This window comes from Arenibacter arenosicollis (genome assembly GCF_014397245.1).
Classification (GTDB): domain Bacteria; phylum Bacteroidota; class Bacteroidia; order Flavobacteriales; family Flavobacteriaceae; genus Arenibacter; species Arenibacter arenosicollis.
Genome location: NZ_JACLHY010000003.1, coordinates 271,817 through 293,737 on the forward strand (window position 1 = coordinate 271,817; position 21,921 = coordinate 293,737).

A 21,921-nucleotide genomic window follows, 5' to 3' on the forward strand; every position below is an offset into this window, starting at 1 on the left:
ATGAAAAAAAGTACTTCTGCTCCAATCATTATACTATTAAATATATTTTTTAATGTGCACCTCCTAGCTTCCCAAGTAGGAAATTCAGAAGTACTTGACTATGCCAATCCCTCAGCAGTAGGAATGGATTCTTTATATATCCACTCCAAGGTAGACTCCATAATGGCCTTTGCCATTGCAGAAGAAGCCTTCCCAGGAGCACAGGTCTTAGTGGCCAAGAACAACAAAATCATTTTTCATAAAGCCTATGGATTTCATACCTATGACAGTGTTCAAGCGGTAGGTTTAACAGATATATACGATTTGGCATCGGTCACTAAAATAATGGGGCCGCTTCCGGCTTTAATGAAATTGCACGATGAGGGGAAATTGGATTTGGACGCACCCTTTAGCACTATCTGGCCTAAATGGGAAAAAAGAAAGGATAAAAAATCGCTTACAATAAGGGAAGTCTTTGCACATCAAGCGGGATTGGTTCCCTATATAATTTTTCTTCAGGAGGTGATGAAAAAAAATGGGTCCTTAAAAAGGCGATTTGTAAGGGACCAACCCAGTCGCCGATTTAGTACCAGAGCTTACCAAAACATCTATATCAAGGATAGGTTTAAGAACAAGATTTATCGTCATATCAACCGCTCAAAGGTATCAGACGTGAAAAAGTACAAATATTCCGGACTGACTTTTTTACTTTATCCCGAAATTATTTCTCGATTGACCAATACAGATTACGAAACCTATTTAACCCAAAATTTTTATGCGCCATTGGGCGCCACCACTTTGGGATTCAATCCCAAAACCAAAAACTACCCTAATAATTTAGTGCCTACGGAAATTGACACCCTGTTTAGACATGAACTCACCAAAGATTGGGTCCATGACGAAAACGCAGCCCTTTTGGGTGGGGTGTCGGGAAATGCCGGTCTATTTGCTTCGGCCACCGATTTGGCTAAAATGATGCAGATGTACATGAATTACGGGAGCTACAATGGTAAACGATATCTGTCCGAGGCCACAGTGAGGGAATTTACCAAAGTACAGTATCCTGAAAATGGCAATAGAAGAGGATTAATATTCGACAAACCCGATTTGAATAATCATGAACTTACCTTAGCTGATTCCTATCCTGCTCCAAGTGCCAGTCCGGACAGTTTTGGACACAGTGGGTTTACAGGAACATTTGTATGGGCCGATCCACAAACCCAATTGGTTTACATATTTCTATCCAACCGGGTATATCCCAGCAGAACCCATAGCAATATATACAAATACAATATTCGCTCTGCAGTACAACAAGTATTTTACGACGCCATAATCGATTGAGTTAAGAAATTCTGAATTAATTAGTACTTTAGTATTTTATACATTTTTATGGGGCTACTTATATTATTTGCAATTATATCCATCCTCGTTTCCTTTCTCTGTTCCATTTTGGAGGCAGTATTACTGAGTGTTCCCCAAACCTTTATCAATCTAAATATAAAAGAGGGTAAATCTTATGCAAGAGATTTGGAAACACTTAAGAAAGATGTGGATAAACCGCTTATTGCCATTCTAACCTTAAATACTATTGCCCATACTGTGGGTGCTATATTAGTTGGAGTACAGGCAAAAGTTGCATATTCCGAACTATATGGAAATACCCAAAAATCATTGTTGGGAATAGAATTTACCGAAGGCGCTATGGTGGGATTGGTTTCTACCATTATGACAATACTAATTTTGGTAGCCTCCGAAATAATCCCCAAGACTATAGGTGCCAACTATTGGAAGCAGTTGGCAAATATTTCCACGAAAATCCTTGTTGCAATGGTGTGGGGACTCAAATGGACAGGAATTCTCTGGGTATTACAGCTTTTTACCAAATTAATTGGCAACAAAGGCGAGCATGGCAGCGTATTTAGTCGGGAAGATTTTAGTGCCATGACCGATCTTGCCCACGAAGAAGGTGTTTTTCAAGAATCGGAATCTACAATAATACGTAATCTTTTAAATTTTGACAAGATTAAGGTAAAGGACGTTATGACACCTAGAGCTGTGGTAAAGATTGCGGAGGAATCAACCACAATTAAAGATTTTTACGATGCCAATCAAAATATGCCATTTTCAAGAATCCCCGTATATAGTAAGAAAATGGATAACATCACGGGATATGTGTTAAAGTATATGATACTGGAGGATATAATCAAAAAAAATGGTAATGCCCCCTTATCATCAATTAAGAGAGAGATTCTGGTAAGCAATAGACAAACTCCCATTCCGGAGCTTTTAGAGACCTTTATATCCAAAAGTGAGCACATTGCCCTAGTGGTCGATGAATATGGCTCCATTAGCGGGGTAGTGACCATGGAGGACATTTTGGAGACCTTATTAGGCCTTGAAATTATGGATGAAAGCGATAATGTGGAAGATCTGCAGCACTTGGCACGTACCAATTGGAATGAACGTGCTAAAAGATTGGGAATTATTCAAGACAAAGGGAAAAAGAAGTAATGGAAACCGTATATGTAAACACTCCATTGGGAATTGCAAAAATTGAAGGCGATGAAAATGGTTTGATTTCCATCACCGTTTTTGATAGTGAGGAAAAAGTATCGGATATCATTCCTGAATTGCTCGAAGATGCTGTGTATCAATTACAGGAATATTTTGAAGGCTCCCGAACCGAATTTAGTTTAGCCCTTAACCCTGAAGGAACAGATTTTCAGATTAAGGTGTGGCAAGCATTACAAAAAATACCCTATGGTAAAACCGTTTCCTACCTTGAGTTGTCCAAAACCTTGGGCGATGTGAAAGCCATTAGGGCCGTAGCTGCCGCAAATGGTCGTAATCCTTTATGGATTGTTGTGCCCTGTCATAGGGTCATTGGAAGCGATGGTTCCTTAACGGGATATGCGGGTGGATTACATCGTAAAAAATGGCTTTTGGAACACGAAAGCCCCATAAAACAGCAATCACTTTTTTAGTTTTTACAAACCCTCCGGTTTGTGCTTAGCCCTTTCTATTGAGTTTCTTGGGACAATGTGGTCCTACATCGATAAAATTATGTTCTTTACAGGGGCAACTCCAAATCTGATTTGGGAACCAAGGCTGCACACCAACCAAATGGTCGGTTCCGGGAATGTTGACCAATCAATTTACGAAACCAAAAATTCCACCTATTTCCTTGGCAAAATATTGGAAACATCAGTTCTAAATTTGTTTGTATATTTATATCTCTAGGTTCTATTATCGAAATTATGGTTAAGCCATATATGTTATAAATAACATTGGATGTTACACAAAATTAACTTGGAGCACATACTCTTTTTGGACATAGAGACAGTCCCGGAAAAAGAGAATTTTAATGAGCTGGACGACACCAGAAAAGACCTATGGGAACATAAGTCACACTACCAACGAAAAGACGAATATACAGCGGAAGAATACTACGACAGGGCTGGAATTTGGGCAGAATTTGGTAAGATTGTAACCATTTCCGTTGGATATTTTAATTTTAAAGGGAACAACCGGTACTTTAGGGTAACTTCATTTTACGGTGAAGAACCAAAGATCCTCAAAGATTTTAAAAACTTACTGGATACCCATTTCAATCGACCTCACCATCTACTATGCGGTCATAATGGCAAAGAATTCGATTTTCCCTATATCGCCAGGCGAATGATTATCAACAAAATAGATTTGCCCAATAAGCTGGACCTTTTTGGCAAAAAACCATGGGAAATAACGCATTTGGATACCATGGAGCTATGGAAATTTGGAGACTATAAGCATTATACCTCACTGAAGTTAATGGCCAATATACTAGGTATTCCTTCACCAAAAGAGGATATAGATGGTAGTATGGTAAAAGCTGTTTATTATGAGGAAAAGGACTTGGATCGCATTGTAAAATATTGCGAATTGGATGTAATAACAACAGCCCAGGTGTTTTTGCGTTTGCGAAATGAGGAACTATTGGATGAAAACGAAATAAAAAGAATTTAGTAAAGTCGAAAATGTTCCTGGTCGATTATGACTTATAGAACTTAACCGATTTTGAACCCTCAAGATCAGCCAAGGTCAGCACATAAAGGCCAGCAGTTAGATCGGCAATATAAATTTGCTTTTGTTCCGCTTTCCCTGATCTTACCACTGTACCGTTAAGGGAAACTATTTTATACATAGCATCCTCGGAGACATCTCCATTTATGGTCATTGAAGTCTGTACTGGGTTAGGGAAAATAGAAAACTGTACTTCTAAAGTCAAGGTTTCATATTCCATATAATCTACAAGTTCGGTTTCTGCTCCATTGAAGGTAAAGTGGAACTCATTGCTATATTCCGAACTAATATTCTCGGAACAATAGGTCTTTACCCTAAGGAAGTAATCCGTGCCCTCAACCAAATTTTGTAGGCTAATAAAGGAATCAAAGGTGGTTTCTACATTCCATTGGTCTGCACCTTTCTTTTTGTATTCTACTTGGAACAGTGCATCCGTGTTCGCCGTCCAGTTAAATGTTACACCGGTTTCATCAGAAGTAGTCAATTCAATATCCTCTGGTGTACTAAGAACACAATCGGTAAGCGCAATCCCCGTAACAATAATGGAAAAATTCTGAGGTCCCTGATCCAAGCTGTTCTTATGGGTTACAGTAATGGTGTATTCCCCTTTGGCATTCTGAATGTCTATTTTTTCAAATGGATCCACTCTATTGTCGCCGTTAACAGCTGCCACATCTGCCTTGGCCGCATTAAGTTTCCAAGGTAAAAAAGTCTTGCCGTCCTTAGTGATCTTAATATCCAAATCATTCACCAAGGCAGCCGATATATCGTTTAAGGTACCTGAATTAACCGCTCCTGTAGCAGGGTCTGTCCAGGAAATTGAGGCCGATAATGCTTCTTGTTCATTGGCCAATACCGTATAGGTCTTTGTTTCACCTTCCAAAAGGGTTTCTTCAGAAATCATGGAAGAAAATCCCTTGTTGGCTATTACCTCAACAGCCGATTTTGAATTAATAACACCCCAACCCATTTTGTAATCAGGTCCCGGAGCGTCCACATCGTCTGCACTATGCAATACCAATCCTTTTAAAGTAGCAGCCCTCATAAAACTACCTTCCATTTGTTCGTGATATTCTTGGATCAAAAGCATGGAACCCGTTACACCTGGTGTAGCTACAGATGTTCCATTAGCGGTCTCATACCTATTGTCATTTTCAATACCTGTAGTATAGATATTGGTGCCATATGCAGCAATGTCCGGCTTAATACGACCATCATCAACAGGTCCAAAACTGGAATAAGATGCCACAGAGGCTCTCAACAATTGCCCTTGGTCATTGGTTTCAATGTCAGCTGCGGCAACTGTAACTCCATTTTTCGAAGTTGCAAATCCCAACATCAAATCATAACCATTGGAAGCTGAACCAAAAATAGGAGCCTCGTTATCTTTACTTCTTTGAGAATTTCCGGCAGCAGTTACCATTAAATAATAAGGAGCATTGTACATAATCTTATCCCAATCCCTTGAAACTTGGATATAGGATCCAAAATACCAATCCGGCACTCGGTTGGACATAATTCCGTATGAGTGGTTGGATAATAACAAACCATTGGCCGCCATTTCTGCAACTTCAATTTTATCTCTCCTCCAGTCATGGGAAACAGCCTTAGCCTTATACGCTACTCCTTTTGATTTCTTATCCAATCCCGCGGCAACTAAAATACCGGTAACCCTAGTGGCATGGGAATCTACTATTTCACTCTGATCCAAGGTCTGTACCCTATTGTCAAATTCTTTGTGGTTTGTCAATACCGATCCGGCATCCCATACTCCGACCAACATGTTCTCACCGTTAATACCTAAATCCAATAAACCATTATCATGTAGAGCATTGGCCCTTGTAGCGGTATTTAATTCTGTACTGAAGGTACTGTAATAAAGGGGAGTCCCATCGTCGCCAATGGAAGTAAGTTCACTAAAATTTCCGTCTGCCAATCTTTCTGTCAATTTCCAGCCATTGGTCTTGGCAGCCTGTAGCAAGGTATTGTTCTCTTTGGTAAAATTATTTTTAAGGTCATTTGTAAACGCCCCTAGTTTTGAGCTACGGTACTCATCCTTAATAATATGAATTTGTTTCTCAGTTTGCGCAAACGAAATGTTTACAACAAAGCTAAAAGCAACTAGAAGAAGACACTTGCGAATCTTTAACAATGTAGGGTTTGCGTTAGACATGATAATGTTTACAGTAAGATTTGGACTACAAATATACTGTAACAAAGAAATATTATCGATTAACGCACCTTTTTATTCGACGAAATACACAGTTTTGTTGTGAACAGCTAAAAAAACGGCATGAAAAGTTCCCTTTTGCGAGAAAATAATTTAGGAATTGTACTTAAATTGCACATACACAGGGAAATGATCACTAAATCCACCCATATATCTCCTCCCAACATAGGTCCTATGTGGACTGCCCTTATACTTTCCTTTGAACTCCCTTAAAAAGGTTTCATCAAAAATATTGGCATCACAAAAACTATGGGTTCCTTTTTCGTAATTGAGGAAGTTATGGGAGACCATAATTTGATCAAATAGACTCCACGATTTTCTGTAATTGGCACTCCCACGATTTGGAGACCTTAATGTTTCCATTGGGTTATGCAACTTGTTCCTACTCATTAAGGTTTGAATACTGGTAGATGACGGACCGTCATTAAAATCGCCCATTACAATATAGTTGGGGTTTTCAGTGCCTTCTTCGATATGCCCCATATATTCATTTATGGTTTTGGCTGCGGCAATACGCTTGTAATCCGTTTCCACCTCGCCATTCCTTCGGGATGGCCAATGATTTACGAATATATGTACCTCTTCACCATTAAGAATACCGTGTACATATAGAATATCCCTTGTAGTATCCCTCTGCCCGGCTAGGCTATAAACGATTAAAGGAATTGCTTCCGAACTTATTACTTCAAAGTTGTCCTTATTGTAAAGCAAGGCATTATCAATTCCCCTTTTGTCTGGAGAATCGTAATGAACATACTGATAGTTGTACTTATTTAAAGGCTCTGTTGCCAGCAAATCCTGGACTACCGTCTCATTCTCTACCTCAGCTACCCCAACTAGGACTGGAGGAAGTCCAACCGCTTCGAGCCCAATTTCTCCAATGGTTTTAGCTAGTTTGCCTAATTTCTTTTGATATCGTCTTGGGGTCCACTTTCTAGATCCATTGGGAGTAAAGTCATCGTCCAAAGAATCTGGATCATCTATAGTGTCGAATAGGTTTTCTAAGTTATAGAAAGCTACCGTGTGAAGAGTATTGACCGATTTCTTCTTAAAAAATGAAAAATTCATCCAAAATTATTAACCGAAAGCTAAAATACAAAAATCCCTTGGCAAGTATTGATTAGATTTGTACTTTAAATAAGTATATGCTAGAGAAAAAGACCATAGAATACGAGAAAGCGGTACTCATAGGAGTAATGAACAAAGATCAGAATGAGGAAAAGGTCACCGAATATTTGGATGAACTTGAATTCCTCACCTACACTGCCGGTGGGGAGGTTTGCAAGCGATTTGTTCAACGAATAGACTTGCCCAACCCTAAAACCTATATTGGAAGTGGTAAAATGTTGGAAGTCGAGGCCTATGTTAAGAGCAATGACATTGGGTCTGTTATTTTTGATGACGAACTTACCCCGGGACAACAGCGGAATATAGAAAGGCAACTCAAATGTAAAATCCTTGACCGTACCAGCCTGATTCTGGATATTTTTGCCCAAAGGGCACAGACCAGCTATGCCCGCACCCAAGTAGAATTGGCCCAATATGAATATTTACTCCCAAGACTAACCGGTTTATGGACTCACTTGGAACGACAAAAAGGGGGTATTGGAATGCGTGGACCTGGTGAAACGGAAATAGAGACGGACAGACGTATTGTTCGTGATCGCATTACACTGTTAAAGAAGAAGTTGTTGAAGGTAGACAAACAGATGGAGACCCAAAGAGGAAATCGTGGGGCATTGGTCCGTGTAGCCTTGGTTGGGTATACAAACGTTGGTAAATCTACCCTTATGAACGTTATCAGCAAGAGCGATGTCTTTGCAGAGAACAAGCTTTTCGCCACTTTGGACACTACCGTTAGAAAAGTGGTTATAGGTAACCTTCCTTTTCTATTAAGTGATACAGTTGGATTTATTAGAAAATTGCCCACGCAATTGGTGGAAAGTTTTAAAAGCACCTTGGACGAAGTCCGTGAGGCCGATCTATTATTACATGTCGTTGATATTTCCCATCCCAATTTCGAAGAGCATATAGATTCTGTAAACCAAATTCTGACTGAAATAAAAAGTTCCGACAAAAAAACCATAATGGTCTTCAATAAAATAGACCAGTATGAGCATAAAACTATTGATGACGACGATTTAATTACGGAAAAAACAAACAAGCACTTCACCATTGAAGAATGGAAAAATACTTGGATGCGCCGTGTAGGTGATAGGGCTTTATTTATCTCGGCATTAAATAAGGAGAATTTGGAAGAATTTAGAAAACGCGTTTATGATGAGGTTAGGGACATTCACATAACACGATTTCCCTACAACAACTTCCTTTATCCAGAACATTTGGATGAGTATTGAATTAAAGCTGTACAAGTGTTTAATTCATAACTTTATATATAATAAAAATTTACTACAGTACCCTGTAACAATCAAAAGGTGTTGAATATCAACACCTTTTGATTGTTTTCGCCAAATTGTACGGATAGGCAAACCTTAAGCCAAATTGTAAAGTACAGATCATTCCTAAAAAGAGATTTGTTGGAGTCATAATTTTGGCTAACTTTAAGACAAGGAGATACTTCCCCGACCATTAACAACAACATTTTGGAAGAGAACTATCATAAATGGTATTCCCCTAATCTGGGCAAGGAAATGGAAATGATGGTTTACGGCCATTGGGGCTATCCTTTATTAATTTTTCCAACTACAAGGGGAAGGTATTACGAAAGCAAGGATTTTCATTTAATAGATTCCATTTCCTGGTTCATAGAACAAGGTAGGGTCAAGGTATATTGCCTGGACAGTATTGACGAATACAGTTGGTACAATAGATCCATACACCCCGCAGACCGTGTTAAAAACCACATTTGGTACGATAAGATGATCTTGGAGGAAGTAGTAGCCAAGGTGCAGCATGAATCCCCTATAGGTAAGGTGGCCGTTTCCGGATGTAGTTTCGGAGGTTACCAAGCTGCCAATTTTGCCTTTAGACATCCTGAAAAGGTTAGTCACCTCTTTACCATGAGCGCCGCCTTTGATATAAGGGACCAGATGGACGGATATTACGACGATAATGTGTATTTTAATAATCCAGTTGATTATTTGCCGGACATGTCAAATCCTGAGCTCTATAATATAAAAATAATTCTGGGGACCAGCGAACATGATATTTGTTTGGGAGCCAATCTTAGAATGTCAGAAATCCTGAGAAGCAAGGGTATCGACCATTGGTTGGACAATAGGCCCAACGCCAGTCACGATTGGCCCATATGGAGAGAAATGCTTCCCCACTATTTATGGCTAATGTAAAATTTAACACCACAAGCACTATGAAAAAAATTGGAATACTCTACGGCCAGGAAAATACCTTTCCTCAAGCCTTTATAGATAGAATAAACGAAAAAAATATTAATGGAATTATGGCGGAGGCCGTAATGATCGACATGGTGATGCAGGCCGATCCAACGGAATATGCCGTTATCATTGATCGTATTTCCCAAGATGTTCCCTTTTACCGGGCGTATTTAAAAAATGCTGCCATATCTGGTACAGCAGTCCTTAACAATCCTTTTTGGTGGAGTGCCGATGAAAAATTTTTCAACAATGCCCTAGCCATAAAAACTGGGGTTCCAGTACCAAAAACAGTGCTTCTGCCCTCGAAGGATAGGCCAGACGATACCAACGAAAATTCCTTTCGGAATCTAAAATACCCTTTGGACTGGGACGGTATTTTTGAACATATTGGCTTTCCCGCCTACATGAAACCTTTTGCAGGTGGTGGATGGAAAAATGTGTACAAACTGAATAATTCTGAGGAATTTTTTAAGAGTCACAGCGAAACGGGTCAACTTATTATGATGTTGCAAGAAGAAATTGAGTTTAATGAATATTTCCGTTGCTATTGCCTTGGCGGCAATGAAGTCCGTATTATGCAATATGAGCCCCGCAATCCGCATCACTTAAGATATGTACATGACGGTCCTCCATTGAGTAAAAAACTTTTGGATACCGTTAAGGACTACACCATAAAATTAAATGCGGCTTTAGGCTATGATTTCAACACCGTGGAGTTCGCCGTTAGGAACGGAATTCCTTACGCAATAGATTTTTGCAATCCAGCGCCGGATGCAGATATTAATTCCGTTGGCAAGGATAATTTTGATTGGGTCGTGGAGACTGCAGCAAATATGGCGATTAAAAGGGCAAAAGCACAAAAACCAGGTCAGATGAATTTAACCTGGGGAACTTTTATTAAGAATGCAGTTACACCCAATGCCCCCAAGCCAGTGGTTAAAAAGGCCCCGGCAGCGGCAAAGGCAAAAAAAGCTCCCACAAAAGCATCAACACCAGCAGCTAAAACCCCGGTGGTAAAAAAAGCTCCGGTAAAAGCAGCAGCTACAAAAGCTAATAAAACGACGGCAACAAAGGCAAAAGCCACTCCATCGACAACTAAAAAATCGGTCAAAAAGGCCACAACAACCAAAAGCAAGTCAAAATAGTTTTGATAATGCCCAACCTGTAATACGTGGACACCAATGGATTTTACATTAGGAGTAGAAGAAGAATATCAAGTCATAGATCCCAAAACCCGTGAATTGACCTCCCATGAGCAAAAAATTGTAGAAATTGCCGATGAGATATTGGAAGGGCAAGTAAAAGCGGAAATGCATCAGGCCGTAGTTGAAGTGGGTACGGTCATTTGCAAGGATATAAAAGAGGTAAGGTCGCAGGTAACCAATTTGCGAAAAACCATATCAGAAGTAGCGGCCAGCCTCGACCTTCGTATAGCTGCAGCCGGTACCCACCCTTTTTCGGAATGGGAAAAACAATTGATTACGGTTCATCCACGATATGATGAAATTGTACAGGAATTACAGGATGCCGCCAGGTCCAATCTTATCTTTGGGCTACATGTTCACGTGGGCATTGAGGACAGGGAAATGGCAATACATATTTACAATTCCGTGCGCTACTTTTTACCCAATATTTATGCGCTTTCTACCAACTCCCCCTTTTGGGAAGGCAGAAACACGGGCTTTAAATCGTTCCGCACCAAAGTCTTTGATAAATTTCCACGTACTGGTATCCCAGATTTCTTTACCGGTGCCGGGGAATACGAAAGATATGTTAACCTTTTGGTACAAACGAAGTGTATAGACAACGCAAAAAAAATATGGTGGGATGTAAGGGTACACCCTTTTTACCCGACTATCGAATTTAGGATCTGTGATGTACCCCTTACAATAGATGAAACTGTAACCATTACGGCATTGATTCAGGCCTTGGTAGCCAAACTTTATATTTTAAGAAGGAGCAACCTCAACTTTATTATTTACAAAAGGGCATTGATCAACGAAAACAAATGGAGGGCCTCAAGATATGGAATTGAAGGCAAGATGATCGACTTTGGAAAATCTATAGAAGTTCCAACAAAAGAATTAATTTTGGAGCTGCTCGAGTTTGTTGATGATGTGGTAGATGACTTGGGAAGTAGGGATGAAATTAATAAAATACATAAAATTTTAAATGAAGGGACTGGGGCGGACAGACAACTGGCCGTTTTTGAAAAAACCAAAAACCTTAATGATGTGGTCGATTATATTTTGAAGGAGACGGTTGCAGGGATTTAAATGAACAAGAAAAATGTTGGATAGAAAAAAAAAGATTGCAGTTCTAGATTTATATAATGGCATTCCCAATCAAGGGTTGCGATGCATTCGGGAAATAATGGATAAATATAGCGAAGAGGCCGATTACAAATTTTTTGACGTTAGGGCAAAAAATGAAGTTCCCGATACCAGTTATGATATCTATATATCTTCTGGAGGCCCAGGAAATCCTTTGGAAGGGGATGGAATATGGGATAAAAAGTATTATTCCCTCATAGACGAACTATGGGAGCACAACAAAAATGGCCACTATCCCAAAAAATACGTGTTCTTTATTTGTCATTCCTATCAAATGGTCTGTCATCATTTTGGTCTTGGAGAAATAACAAAACGCAAATCCCCCTCTTTCGGCATCTTGCCAATCCACAAGACCAAAAACGGAAGGGCCGATGAGTTGTTCTCTAAATTACCCGACCCTTTCTTTGCTGTAGATTCAAGGGATTGGCAACTTATACAACCGAGATTGAAAGTTTTTGAGGAAAAAGGGGCCAAAATATTGGCTTTGGAGAAAATAAGGACACATGTGGAATACGAAAGGGCCATTATGGCCGTACGTTTTTCCAAGGAATTTGTCGGAGTACAATTTCATCCCGAGGCCGAACCGGTTAGTATGGAAGTGCACTTTTCGAAACCGGAAAACGAAGAGAAAGTAGTTGCCACCTACGGGAAAAGAAAATATAACAACATGATGACCCATATTAGGGATACGGATAAATTGGAATCTACCTACAATTCCATAATACCTGGATTTATTGAAAATGCCATTAAAAAAATTGGATTATCCAAGCAACTCTCTTAATATAGGTATTCATGGTAGAACATCTTCGTCAGCAATATAATGCAGCATTTACGGATGGGAAATACAAGGCATTTTTGGAAAGTATCTCTACCGCCTATAACCACAAACCACCGTTTCGTATTTCAGAGACTCCTATCTTCATTCCCAAATACCTAAAAAAAAGATTGTTGGAGGCTTGCGATCAGGTCAACAATGTTATCTGTCAGCCAAATTTTAAGGAACTGACCCAAAATGCCCTTCAGGATGCATCACAATTGGTTCCGGGAGAAGATGAGCACACTACTTTTCTTCAAATGGACTTTGGAATATGTTTGGATGAGAAAGGGGAGCTAATGCCGCAAATGGTAGAAGTACAAGGATTTCCTACCCTTTATTTTTTTCAGGAGCTAATGGCCAAAGGCTATCGCGATCACTTCAACATACCTTCCCACTATCACCATTTAAACAATATAACTTCTGCAGAATATGTAGAGAAATTAAGGGAAATTATTGTGGGCGACAGTCCTCCCGAAAATGTGATTCTTTTGGAAATAGAACCCCATAAACAGGCCACGCAAATAGATTTTTTGGCTACGGCCCATCATTTGGGTATAAAAGTAGTTTGCATAAGTGAATTGATCACCGAAGGGAAAAATGTGTTTTACACCAATAATAAAGGCCAGAAAATACCGGTACGCAGGATATATAATCGGGTTATTTTTGACGAACTTTTTAAAAGGGACGATCTTCAGCGGCAATTCGATTTTACTAAGGAATACAATGTGGAATGGATAGGGCACCCCAATTGGTTTTTTAGGATAAGCAAGTTTACCATGCCTTTGATCAACAGCCCTTATGTTCCTCCCTGCCATTTCTTGCACCAACTGGAAAAGTATCCGGAAGACTTGGAAAACTATGTGCTTAAACCCTTGTTCTCTTTTGCGGGATCGGGCGTACTCATCAATGTCACCAAACAAGATCTTGATGCCGTCCAAAATAAGGAAAACTATATCTTACAAAAAAAAGTAGTCTATGCACCTGCAATAAAGACTCCAACGGAACCGGCCAAATGTGAAATCAGGATGTTGATGATATGGGAAAAGGGCGAAAAAAAGGCCCGAGTTGTCAACAATCTGGTACGTATTAGTAAAGGAGAAATGGTCGGAGTTCGTTTTAACAAGGATAAGGACTGGGTGGGTGCCAGCGTAGGTTTCTTTGAGGACTAGAGATGCATTCAAGTTTTTTATCTCTTTACAACTCTTCCCATGACATATTAGGTACTTGCGTGAAAGTCGATTTGGATGCGTCTAGTATGTGCATTAAGCAATTCCAATACTCTCTCCTGACAATCGGATTTTACTATATGTCCTATATGGTACTCCTTTTTTAGTTGCCAACAAATTTCATGGTCTGTAAAGCAGGATGAATCTGGATATTGGAACCGGCACAGGGAAACTACAATACCTGCGTATTCATTTTTTACTTTGGGTAGTTTATATGGTTTCCCCTTGGCCATTGCGTCTTCGATAACAGCCCATTCTTTCCATAAATTAATTCCGGTAGCAAAGAATACCATTTCTGCCAAATGGGCTCCACCAACACGTGAGGCGGTTTCCAGAAAATAGAATTTTCCGGTTTGCCGAGATTTAATATACTCGCTATGGGAGGCACTAAAACGCATTCCGAAGGCTTTTAATACTTCCTCATTGATAGCCATAAGGCCAATGGCATCCGGAGAATCCATCTTAAGAGTAATGGATCTAAAAATACCATGCCCATGGGCCACGTCCATAGGGGTGCTTAAATATTGGGAAGCCTGTTTAAAAACAATTTTACCATCCACAGATAAAGAATCTACGTGGTAAACATCCCCAGGAGCAAATTTCTCCAATAGGTACTCGTGCCGCCGGTCTCCCAAAGATTCCAAAACGGACCATAGCTCTTCGTTCGAAAATATTTTTCTTATCCCTGTAGCAGAGGCTTCGGATCTGGGCTTAATCAACCATGGCGCAGATACCCTCTTTATATATTCGTCTATATCACTATTGTTGAACAATGGGGTGAATGCCGGTACGGGAATATTGGACTCCGCTGCTTTCATTCTCATCGCCAATTTATCCCTAAAATATCTACCTGTAGTTTGTCCCATACCGGGAATTCTAAAATGTTCCCTTACCATGGTGGCTTTCTCCACATCAAAATCGTCCAAGGCAACAATCCTGTCTATTTTTTGATTACGCATTAAAAAAGCTAGGCCAGAAATTAAATCATCCATATTCCATACCCCTTCCCGCTTTTCCTGCATGTAGAAAATTTCATCAATAGATTCGCGAGGCCACTTCTTATGTTCCAATCCCTTAGAGGTAATAAGTAACACCTTGTTGCCCAAAGCCTTACAAGATCTTAAAAAATCTTCTCCCTTAAAAAAACTGGTAATACATAAAAAGGTGGTTTGATCGGCTTTTCCTGTCATGGTCGTGAGGTATAACTTATTAGTTGTAAAATACCCATTAATCCCGTATACACAGCAAAATCGTTTGAAAAAATTGCCTATCACTTTCGGCTTATCCTTTGTTCTTGTTTCGAGGCTAAAATTGCCTAGGTCATTACCCCCTTAGCTACTATTTTGGATATTTAATGGTTTTTGAAGTAAATAATACCTGACGTTAAATCGATAATAAAGACCTTAAAACAAGTAGACCCCCTATAAACTTCATCGTGGGCAATTAGACAGTGATGTCTCCCTTTCCATATTGATCAGAAACTATTTCACCAAACCGGCAATAAAATCGGTCAGCAGTCTTACCCCGAAAGCGGTAGCCGTTTTTTGGGTATAGAATTCTGCATCACCAAAAGCCACCCCAGCAATGTCCAAGTGGGCCCATTTTGGATGTTTATCCGTAAAAAATTCTAAAAATTTAGCCGCACTTATAGCCCCAGCTATAGGTTTACCGCTGTAATTTTTTACATCGGCTATATCAGATTTTATATCTCCCTCGTAGGAATCCCACAAAGGTAGCCGCCACAAACGTTCCCCGCTTTGATCCCCTGCCTTTATCAATTTAAGGGCCAAGTCTTCATTATTGGTAAACAATCCACCTGCCTCATAGCCCAAGGTCTGGACACAACTTCCCGTTAAAGTGGCCGCATCTATAATTATATCTGGGTGATAATTTTTATTTAGGTAGGCAATTCCATCTGCCAATATTAAGCGCCCCTCTGCATCCGTATCTATAATCTCAATAGTTTTCCCGGCGTAAGACCCAATAACATCTCCCGGTTTTAGAGCTTTGGCATCTACACAATTTTCTGTCGTGGGAATTACAGCAATAAGATGCACAGGCAATTGTAGCTTGGCAGTCAATTCTATGGCCCCTAAAACAGCTGCTGCTCCCCCCATATCGCTTTTCATATAATGCATATTGGAAGAACCTTTTATTGATAGTCCTCCTGTGTCGAAGGTTACCCCTTTGCCCACCAAGCCCACAGTAGGAGTGTCCGACCCACTTTTAACTGGTCTGTATTCCATTACAATGAACCTAGCTGGTTCCTCACTCCCCTGACTCACGGCCATCAGGGCTTCTAGACCCAATTTTTTGATGGATTTTTTATCATGGACTTCCACATGGTAACCAAATTCCTTCCCAGATTTTACAGCAACTTCGGCCAATTTATTGGGGGTAAGTTTATTGCTTGGGGCATTGACCAACCCTAAGATCTTGAGTTGGGTTTCCGCAGTGGCCATGCCCTTGACAGTTGTCTTTTTAACAATTTCCTCAAAACCTCCGGGCACATAAAAGCCCAATTTTAATTGGTTAGATTCCCATTTCTGTGTTTTCGTTTCCAATGTTTGATACATGCCCTTTTTGTATGTGCCCAATATTAAGCCACTAACCACGCCTTCAGCCAAAACAGGAACAAATTCAGGGTCAAAATTCCCGCTGCCAATATCAATGCTCAAATTGGATGGCAATTTGGCCGCTTCCATTTGCATAAAGCGCTTAAGAGTATCGATAATAACTTTTATAGTGGGATTAGCACCCAAGCCCAAACAGTATACCTTCTTTAAATTTTTCTGGTCAATAGGGTAAAATAGGGATATTTCCTTTTTCTCAGCCTTTATTTGTTCGGTCAAAAGTTCCGCTGGTAGATTTAAATCCCCAGCCATTTTAACAATGTTCGCTTCCAAATTGTCACCTTGGGCAAAAGGTATAACCAGTACTTCCGAAAAATGATTCTTTTCCGTTATAATTGTAATCATAAAAGCGCTTTGTGTTTAGTTCCTAAAATAAAGGTATTCCAATGCGGTGGGAAATTCTCGGCTCCAAAACCATTCCTCGTGTTTTCCATCGGGATCAATATGGAGTTCAATATTTACCTTGGTACCCTCTTTATTTTTTTCTTCGAGTATTTGCTTTAACTTTTCTACATTCCCCACCATATTTGCGCTTTCATCGCCACCGGCATATAGATAGATATCGGTTGGATAAGGTTGATGAAAATTTATGGCATCAAAATAAATCTTTGGGGTAATCCATAGTGAAGGTGAAAAGATCATCAATTTTCCAAAAACCGAAGGATACCTTAAACCTGCATAAATACTTATTAGTCCACCCATGGAACTTCCTCCAACTCCGGTAAACTCCCTTTCTTTTAACGTCCTGAAATTTTTGTCGATTTGAGGTTTCAGGGTTTCCACCAAAAACTTGAGATATTTCTTTCCGTCCCCTTTGCCCCATTTGGTTTCTTTGAAAGGAGAAAACTCCAACACTCTTTCTTCCTCTGCATGGTCTATGGCCACAACAATAATATCTCCCATTCCATTTTTGGACAAGTCCGAAAGCTTTTCATCTATGGCCCAGTTACCATAGGGTCCACCGCCATCAAATAGATTTTGGCCATCGTGTAAATATAAAACCGGGTAGCTTTTGGAACTGTACTCATAGCCGTGCGGAAGGAGTACCGATATCCTTCTTTTCTTGTTCAATTGTGGAATTTCATAATCATCCGCTATAATCCGAATCTCTGGGTTATAGGAAATGGGATTTTCCAGGTGACTTTCAACGCCATCATTATTATTCTCCAACATACTCTTTTTCATAATTTTAGCCCAACAAATGCGGACAAAGATAGTTGGTTTTAAAACAACAGTATAATCTAAGTAAATCTAATGTATTGTGTATCTGGGTATTTTGATTAAATATTGCTGTTTATATTGATCAAAGTGTCCCTTTAAATGATTTTTATATCTTAAATAAGACTCCAAGAGGAATAAAATTATTGCCGTTTATCGAAGAAACGATACCGTTGGTTTTTTTCACAACATTCTCGAGCGCGTTCACAACAAAAATTAAGCATAACTGTCTATTCCTTCTATCTTTACATTGTATTTAAGTGATAGTGTTTAACCCCAAATCGAACGCAAAACTTAATTCGAAGTGCTTTTTCCCCAAATCAGCACTTAACCTAAAAGTAAAAGTTTTAGATAACAAACCAAATTTTACTGGAAAGACCTACTTAACTAAAAAAAAGCCCCTTGAAAAAGGGGCATTTTTTATTGGGAATTATGTTCATCACTATTACTCCAAACGTTTATTGTTCAATTTTTAAAAAGGTTTTGGCATTGTCATACAAAATCATGCGCTTTTCCCTTTCTGTAAGAAAATCCAAGGAATTAAGATATTCGATTGACTTTGAAATGGCTCCAGGCCACACCATTTGGTCCGTTCCAAACATTATTCTATTTAACAAGCCATACTCTTTTGCTTTTTTCAGAAGATTGGTCCCATAATCCTGAACCATGGGATCTGCCCATAAAAGCACTCCAACATCAATGTACAATTGCTCAAACAACTTCATCATACGTAGGGTATGCGTATAGTACATTTCACCTCCGTGCATGAGATATATCCTCAGTTTGGGATATTTCACCAAAACATCTTCAATTAGCAAAGGATCACCGTTCTTTATTCTCAATTTTGGAGTACCCCTATATACCGCCATTGACGGCCCACCACCAGTATGATAAGCAACTGGAATATCGTATTTCTCACAAACATCCAAATAGGGCCTATAAAGGCTATCGTTTAAAGTCTTACCAAAATACACACCTGTAATTTCGCCAAACACCCTGATCTCTCCATTCTTAACCAGTTCCTCAAACTTTAGGATAGGTATAATAGTATCCTCTTCCATGTAGCCTGGTATAAACCTGGAATCTGCTTTGACAAAGCGCGCAACACTTTTTAAAGAACCACTGACAACAGCATATTGGATATTATTTTTATCCATTTCTGCTATTGTTTTATTTAATAATTCTGCCGCGGACTTGGGTGAAGATAGGTTCTGATAATTACTGGGTCTACCACCCCAGTAATCATCTTCTGTTTAACTATGAAGGTGAACATCTATTACCTGACCAGGGAGGAATTGGCTCCCAATAAGGCTCAAAACTGTTAAAAGCTGAGATATTTTCATCTTTTGATATTTTCATCTTTTGATATTTTCTACTATTCTTATATATGTGATTTTAAAATGAATTTGTTCATAGAGAACTGGAAATTCAATAATCATTAATGGACATAGTTCAATTTTTACATTAGACGGACTTAAAAATAATTGAACAATTTTAAAATGCTGCATAACATACTCACCCAAATATAATTACAATAATATACCCTCAGGTGTAACTGAATTTGAATAACAAACTATAACTTCATACAGTTTTACCATACAAGATATTTATTTTTCCACAAATGACATAGATTCAATACCAAAGTATGCCCCTCTTCACCACAAAAATTAAACACAACTGCCTAATCCTTTAATCTTTACATTTTATTTAGATGATAGTGCCCAACCCTAAATCCAATGCACAACTTAATTCCAAGTGTCTTTTCCCCAAATCAGCGCTTAAGTCAACGGCAAGAACTTGTAAAGCTTATTGGTATTAACTCTAATACTTTTTAAAAACAACAAACCCCTTCAAGGGAGCTGTATACCACATGATGCCCTCCATTCACAACATATATTTATCCATAAACTTATTTCCCTGTATATTAGCCTTATCAATAAAAGAATAAATATCCAAAAGCATTTGGGATTCACTTTTAGGAATCCCAAAAAAGAACATTCCAAATTCCTGGAAATATAAAATATATACCACATAACCAAAATTGACAAACCCTACTTAGCAAAAATGGCCCTCATTGAGGGCCATTTTATTTTTTTTACGAATTGATATTGCTTTTTAGAACGAATAGTTTAAGCCGAACAGCCAATAGGTCTGTAAATCGTTGTCGATCGATGCAAAGGTAGGTGTCGGATCTCCAACATCCAGATTACCAGTTGCATAATTTAATGCTTCCTGCTTGTTGTTTCTTAGACCAAATTCAAACCCTAGACCAATACCTTTCCACAAGGTATATCCAAAGGAGTTGGTCCAGGTCCAATTGGAATAATCAGCACTTTTATAACTCTGAAATAGGGACAAATTGGTCTTAAAATTAACCTTCCCTAATTTTCTGGTATAATCGGCCACAATTTTAGCACCCAAGGAAGATTCAAAAACGCTATCACCCGAACTAAACACAAAATTGTAGTTTAAGGGATGTATAACCACCACCAAATCAGTGATGGGCGTCCAGGTTGCTCCAACCCCAATATCCAAATAGCCCGGGTCATTAAAATTATCTATAATGGTAGTCCTGTATTCCGCCAAGGTAGAAATAGCGAACTTATCACTCAATTTCTGACCGTACAAAGAGGTTATATTAAAAACGTCCGTAGCTGAGCGAAAACTATCGTTATCGGTGTCAATATCCTTATCATCAATCTTTACCCACCCAAGATTTATATTCAATGAATTTCTCCAGAAAAATTTTGGTTGATTAAGATTTGCAAAGGCATTGGTCGTAATACCTATGTTCCCAGCACTAGAATTTGGAGCACCTTTAGCATACCAATTGTTAAAACCTGAGAGACTGGCACCGATAGTTCCAAAAGCGCCCTTTTTCCAACCGGGAATGGCATTAATTTTACCTTGAATGGCGTCTACCCTTCCCTGTATTGCTGCTATAGAGTCTTTTTTACTGGCTTTTTCCGCCTTTAACTCCTCCAAAGTTTGGGCAACGGTTATGTTCATAGCCAGCAAAGCGACTATTGCTAGTACAATTTTTTTCATAATAGTTAGTGTTTTATTTATAGTACGGCAAAAATAAGGAATGTTGGATAAAATGAAGGAACGCTATTGATCGTTATTTTGCCTTAAACAAGGGTACCGAAGAACAAGCTTCCCCGTACATAACACTTTTGGCAACAGTCTGAATTTTGGTCGTGGCCCATAAATAGGCATTGGGCGGAACGGGTTTATTGGAACAGCCCTTGATTATTACCGGTTTATCCACATATTCGGAGACGTCCATATTTTCCAATATGGTTTGATAAAGGGATGATTCCAACATCTCCAAATCGCCAATAATTATTTTCTGGGCATAAGGTTGTAGTTTGGTAGAAATAAGCATGTAAGCCCAACCCGGGATTATGGCATCCGAAGAGCAGGATAAGGCCACATATGCATCTTTGTATACACTCCAATCATGTTCCTCCAACTGTGCCCGAAATTCCTTTTCCCGCAGTATTAAACCCTCATACAACCAATCCTTAATATCCATAAGTATCCTATTCCCCTTAGGGTATAAGTCCTCTAGGTTAAAGGTCACCAATTTACTTTGGGAGACACGATTTATAATTTCAGACATAATTTTTTGAGTTTTTCAATATCAAATTTAACCGGCAGATCCAATGGTAATAATAGTAATAATTCCACCAATCAATAGTTGGGTTTGGAGGCCCAAACTATAACATCCCTAGTTCCAATTTGGCCTCTTCACTCATTAATTCCTGGGTCCAAGGTGGATCAAAAGTAATTTCTACCTCAACATCCTTTAGTTCGTCTATAGACTTTACCTTTTCCTCTACCTCCATAGGGAGCGACTCGGCAACTGGGCAATTGGGTGAAGTTAAGGTCATTAAGATTTTAACTTCATTTTCGTCATTGACGAAAACATCATAAATTAAGCCTAGTTCATAAATGTCCACAGGTATTTCGGGGTCATAAATTGTTTTAAGGACCCTTACTATCTTTTCTCCCAATTCCTGTGTGTCTATAGTTTCCATTTCTTCGCTCATTCTTTTAAATGTTTA

General features: G+C 39.1%; 19 protein-coding genes. 10 read left to right on the forward strand and 9 right to left on the reverse strand.

Annotated elements, in window-relative coordinates:
* The 4 genes from H4O18_RS05645 to H4O18_RS05660 all read left to right on the forward strand — a co-directional run bounded on the left by H4O18_RS05645 (position 1) and on the right by H4O18_RS05660 (position 3,984).
* Positions 1 to 1,320 carry a serine hydrolase domain-containing protein gene (locus H4O18_RS05645; RefSeq protein WP_187582269.1) on the forward strand — a complete coding sequence of 440 codons (1,320 nt, stop codon included), beginning with the start codon at positions 1 to 3 and terminating at the stop codon, positions 1,318 to 1,320.
* Positions 1,321 to 1,368: 48 nt separating this feature from the next.
* Positions 1,369 to 2,490: a CNNM domain-containing protein gene (locus H4O18_RS05650; RefSeq protein ID WP_187582278.1), complete on the forward strand. Its 1,122-nt coding sequence runs from the start codon at positions 1,369 to 1,371 to the stop codon at positions 2,488 to 2,490.
* Positions 2,490 to 2,963: a methylated-DNA--[protein]-cysteine S-methyltransferase gene (locus H4O18_RS05655; RefSeq protein ID WP_187582280.1), complete on the forward strand. Its 474-nt coding sequence runs from the start codon at positions 2,490 to 2,492 to the stop codon at positions 2,961 to 2,963. The genes H4O18_RS05650 and H4O18_RS05655 overlap by 1 nt, the downstream gene beginning before the upstream one ends.
* 307 nt (positions 2,964 to 3,270) lie before the next feature.
* The gene (locus H4O18_RS05660; protein WP_187582282.1) at positions 3,271 to 3,984 is read left to right on the forward strand and encodes a 3'-5' exonuclease; all 714 of its coding nucleotides are present in this window, start codon (positions 3,271 to 3,273) and stop codon (positions 3,982 to 3,984) included.
* 25 nt (positions 3,985 to 4,009) lie between these two features.
* Here H4O18_RS05660 and H4O18_RS05665 read toward each other — a convergent pair whose 3' ends face one another.
* Together H4O18_RS05665 and H4O18_RS05670 are read right to left on the reverse strand one after the other, a co-directional pair.
* The gene (locus H4O18_RS05665; protein ID WP_187582284.1) at positions 4,010 to 6,214 is read right to left on the reverse strand and encodes a S8 family serine peptidase; all 2,205 of its coding nucleotides are present in this window, start codon (positions 6,212 to 6,214) and stop codon (positions 4,010 to 4,012) included.
* A 150-nt stretch (positions 6,215 to 6,364) separates the two neighbouring features.
* Complete coding sequence (locus H4O18_RS05670; protein ID WP_187582286.1) at positions 6,365 to 7,339, reverse strand: endonuclease/exonuclease/phosphatase family protein; 975 nt, start codon at positions 7,337 to 7,339, stop codon at positions 6,365 to 6,367.
* A gap of 77 nt (positions 7,340 to 7,416) precedes the next feature.
* Between H4O18_RS05670 and hflX the strand changes: the two genes are divergently transcribed.
* From hflX to H4O18_RS05700, 6 genes are all read left to right on the forward strand, one after another.
* A complete protein-coding gene (gene hflX / locus H4O18_RS05675) occupies positions 7,417 to 8,628 on the forward strand; it encodes a GTPase HflX (protein WP_187582288.1) in 1,212 nt (403 codons plus the stop codon).
* Positions 8,629 to 8,874: 246 nt separating this feature from the next.
* Entirely contained in the window at positions 8,875 to 9,579 is a 705-nt protein-coding gene (locus H4O18_RS05680; RefSeq protein WP_187582290.1) for an esterase family protein, read from the forward strand.
* A gap of 20 nt (positions 9,580 to 9,599) precedes the next feature.
* Positions 9,600 to 10,769 carry an ATP-grasp domain-containing protein gene (locus tag H4O18_RS05685; RefSeq protein WP_246474023.1) on the forward strand — a complete coding sequence of 390 codons (1,170 nt, stop codon included), beginning with the start codon at positions 9,600 to 9,602 and terminating at the stop codon, positions 10,767 to 10,769.
* Positions 10,770 to 10,805: 36 nt separating this feature from the next.
* Entirely contained in the window at positions 10,806 to 11,900 is a 1,095-nt protein-coding gene (locus H4O18_RS05690; protein WP_187582292.1) for a carboxylate-amine ligase, read from the forward strand.
* Positions 11,901 to 11,913: 13 nt separating this feature from the next.
* Positions 11,914 to 12,738 carry a type 1 glutamine amidotransferase gene (locus tag H4O18_RS05695; RefSeq protein WP_187582294.1) on the forward strand — a complete coding sequence of 275 codons (825 nt, stop codon included), beginning with the start codon at positions 11,914 to 11,916 and terminating at the stop codon, positions 12,736 to 12,738.
* 11 nt (positions 12,739 to 12,749) lie between these two features.
* Positions 12,750 to 13,943 (forward strand): hypothetical protein, encoded by a 1,194-nt coding sequence (locus H4O18_RS05700; RefSeq protein ID WP_187582296.1) that lies wholly within the window; start codon positions 12,750 to 12,752, stop codon positions 13,941 to 13,943.
* A 47-nt stretch (positions 13,944 to 13,990) separates the two neighbouring features.
* Here the strand turns inward: H4O18_RS05700 and H4O18_RS05705 are convergent, their stop codons facing one another.
* The 7 genes from H4O18_RS05705 to H4O18_RS05735 all read right to left on the reverse strand — a co-directional run bounded on the left by H4O18_RS05705 (position 13,991) and on the right by H4O18_RS05735 (position 21,894).
* Positions 13,991 to 15,190, reverse strand: a complete 1,200-nt coding sequence (locus tag H4O18_RS05705) for an ATP-grasp domain-containing protein (protein ID WP_187582297.1) — start codon at positions 15,188 to 15,190, stop codon at positions 13,991 to 13,993.
* A gap of 291 nt (positions 15,191 to 15,481) precedes the next feature.
* Positions 15,482 to 16,978 (reverse strand): leucyl aminopeptidase family protein, encoded by a 1,497-nt coding sequence (locus tag H4O18_RS05710; protein WP_246474032.1) that lies wholly within the window; start codon positions 16,976 to 16,978, stop codon positions 15,482 to 15,484.
* A 15-nt stretch (positions 16,979 to 16,993) separates the two neighbouring features.
* Positions 16,994 to 17,818, reverse strand: coding sequence for an alpha/beta hydrolase (locus H4O18_RS05715; protein ID WP_187582299.1), 825 nt, complete (start codon positions 17,816 to 17,818; stop codon positions 16,994 to 16,996).
* 491 nt (positions 17,819 to 18,309) lie between these two features.
* Positions 18,310 to 19,008 (reverse strand): amidohydrolase family protein, encoded by a 699-nt coding sequence (locus H4O18_RS05720; RefSeq protein ID WP_187582301.1) that lies wholly within the window; start codon positions 19,006 to 19,008, stop codon positions 18,310 to 18,312.
* 958 nt (positions 19,009 to 19,966) lie between these two features.
* A complete protein-coding gene (locus H4O18_RS05725) occupies positions 19,967 to 20,899 on the reverse strand; it encodes a DUF3078 domain-containing protein (RefSeq protein ID WP_187582303.1) in 933 nt (310 codons plus the stop codon).
* A 73-nt stretch (positions 20,900 to 20,972) separates the two neighbouring features.
* Entirely contained in the window at positions 20,973 to 21,476 is a 504-nt protein-coding gene (locus tag H4O18_RS05730) for a DUF2480 family protein (RefSeq protein WP_187582305.1), read from the reverse strand.
* Between the two features lie 97 nt (positions 21,477 to 21,573).
* Positions 21,574 to 21,894 (reverse strand): SUF system Fe-S cluster assembly protein, encoded by a 321-nt coding sequence (locus H4O18_RS05735; protein ID WP_187582391.1) that lies wholly within the window; start codon positions 21,892 to 21,894, stop codon positions 21,574 to 21,576.
* Between the last annotated feature and the right edge of the window lie 27 nt (positions 21,895 to 21,921).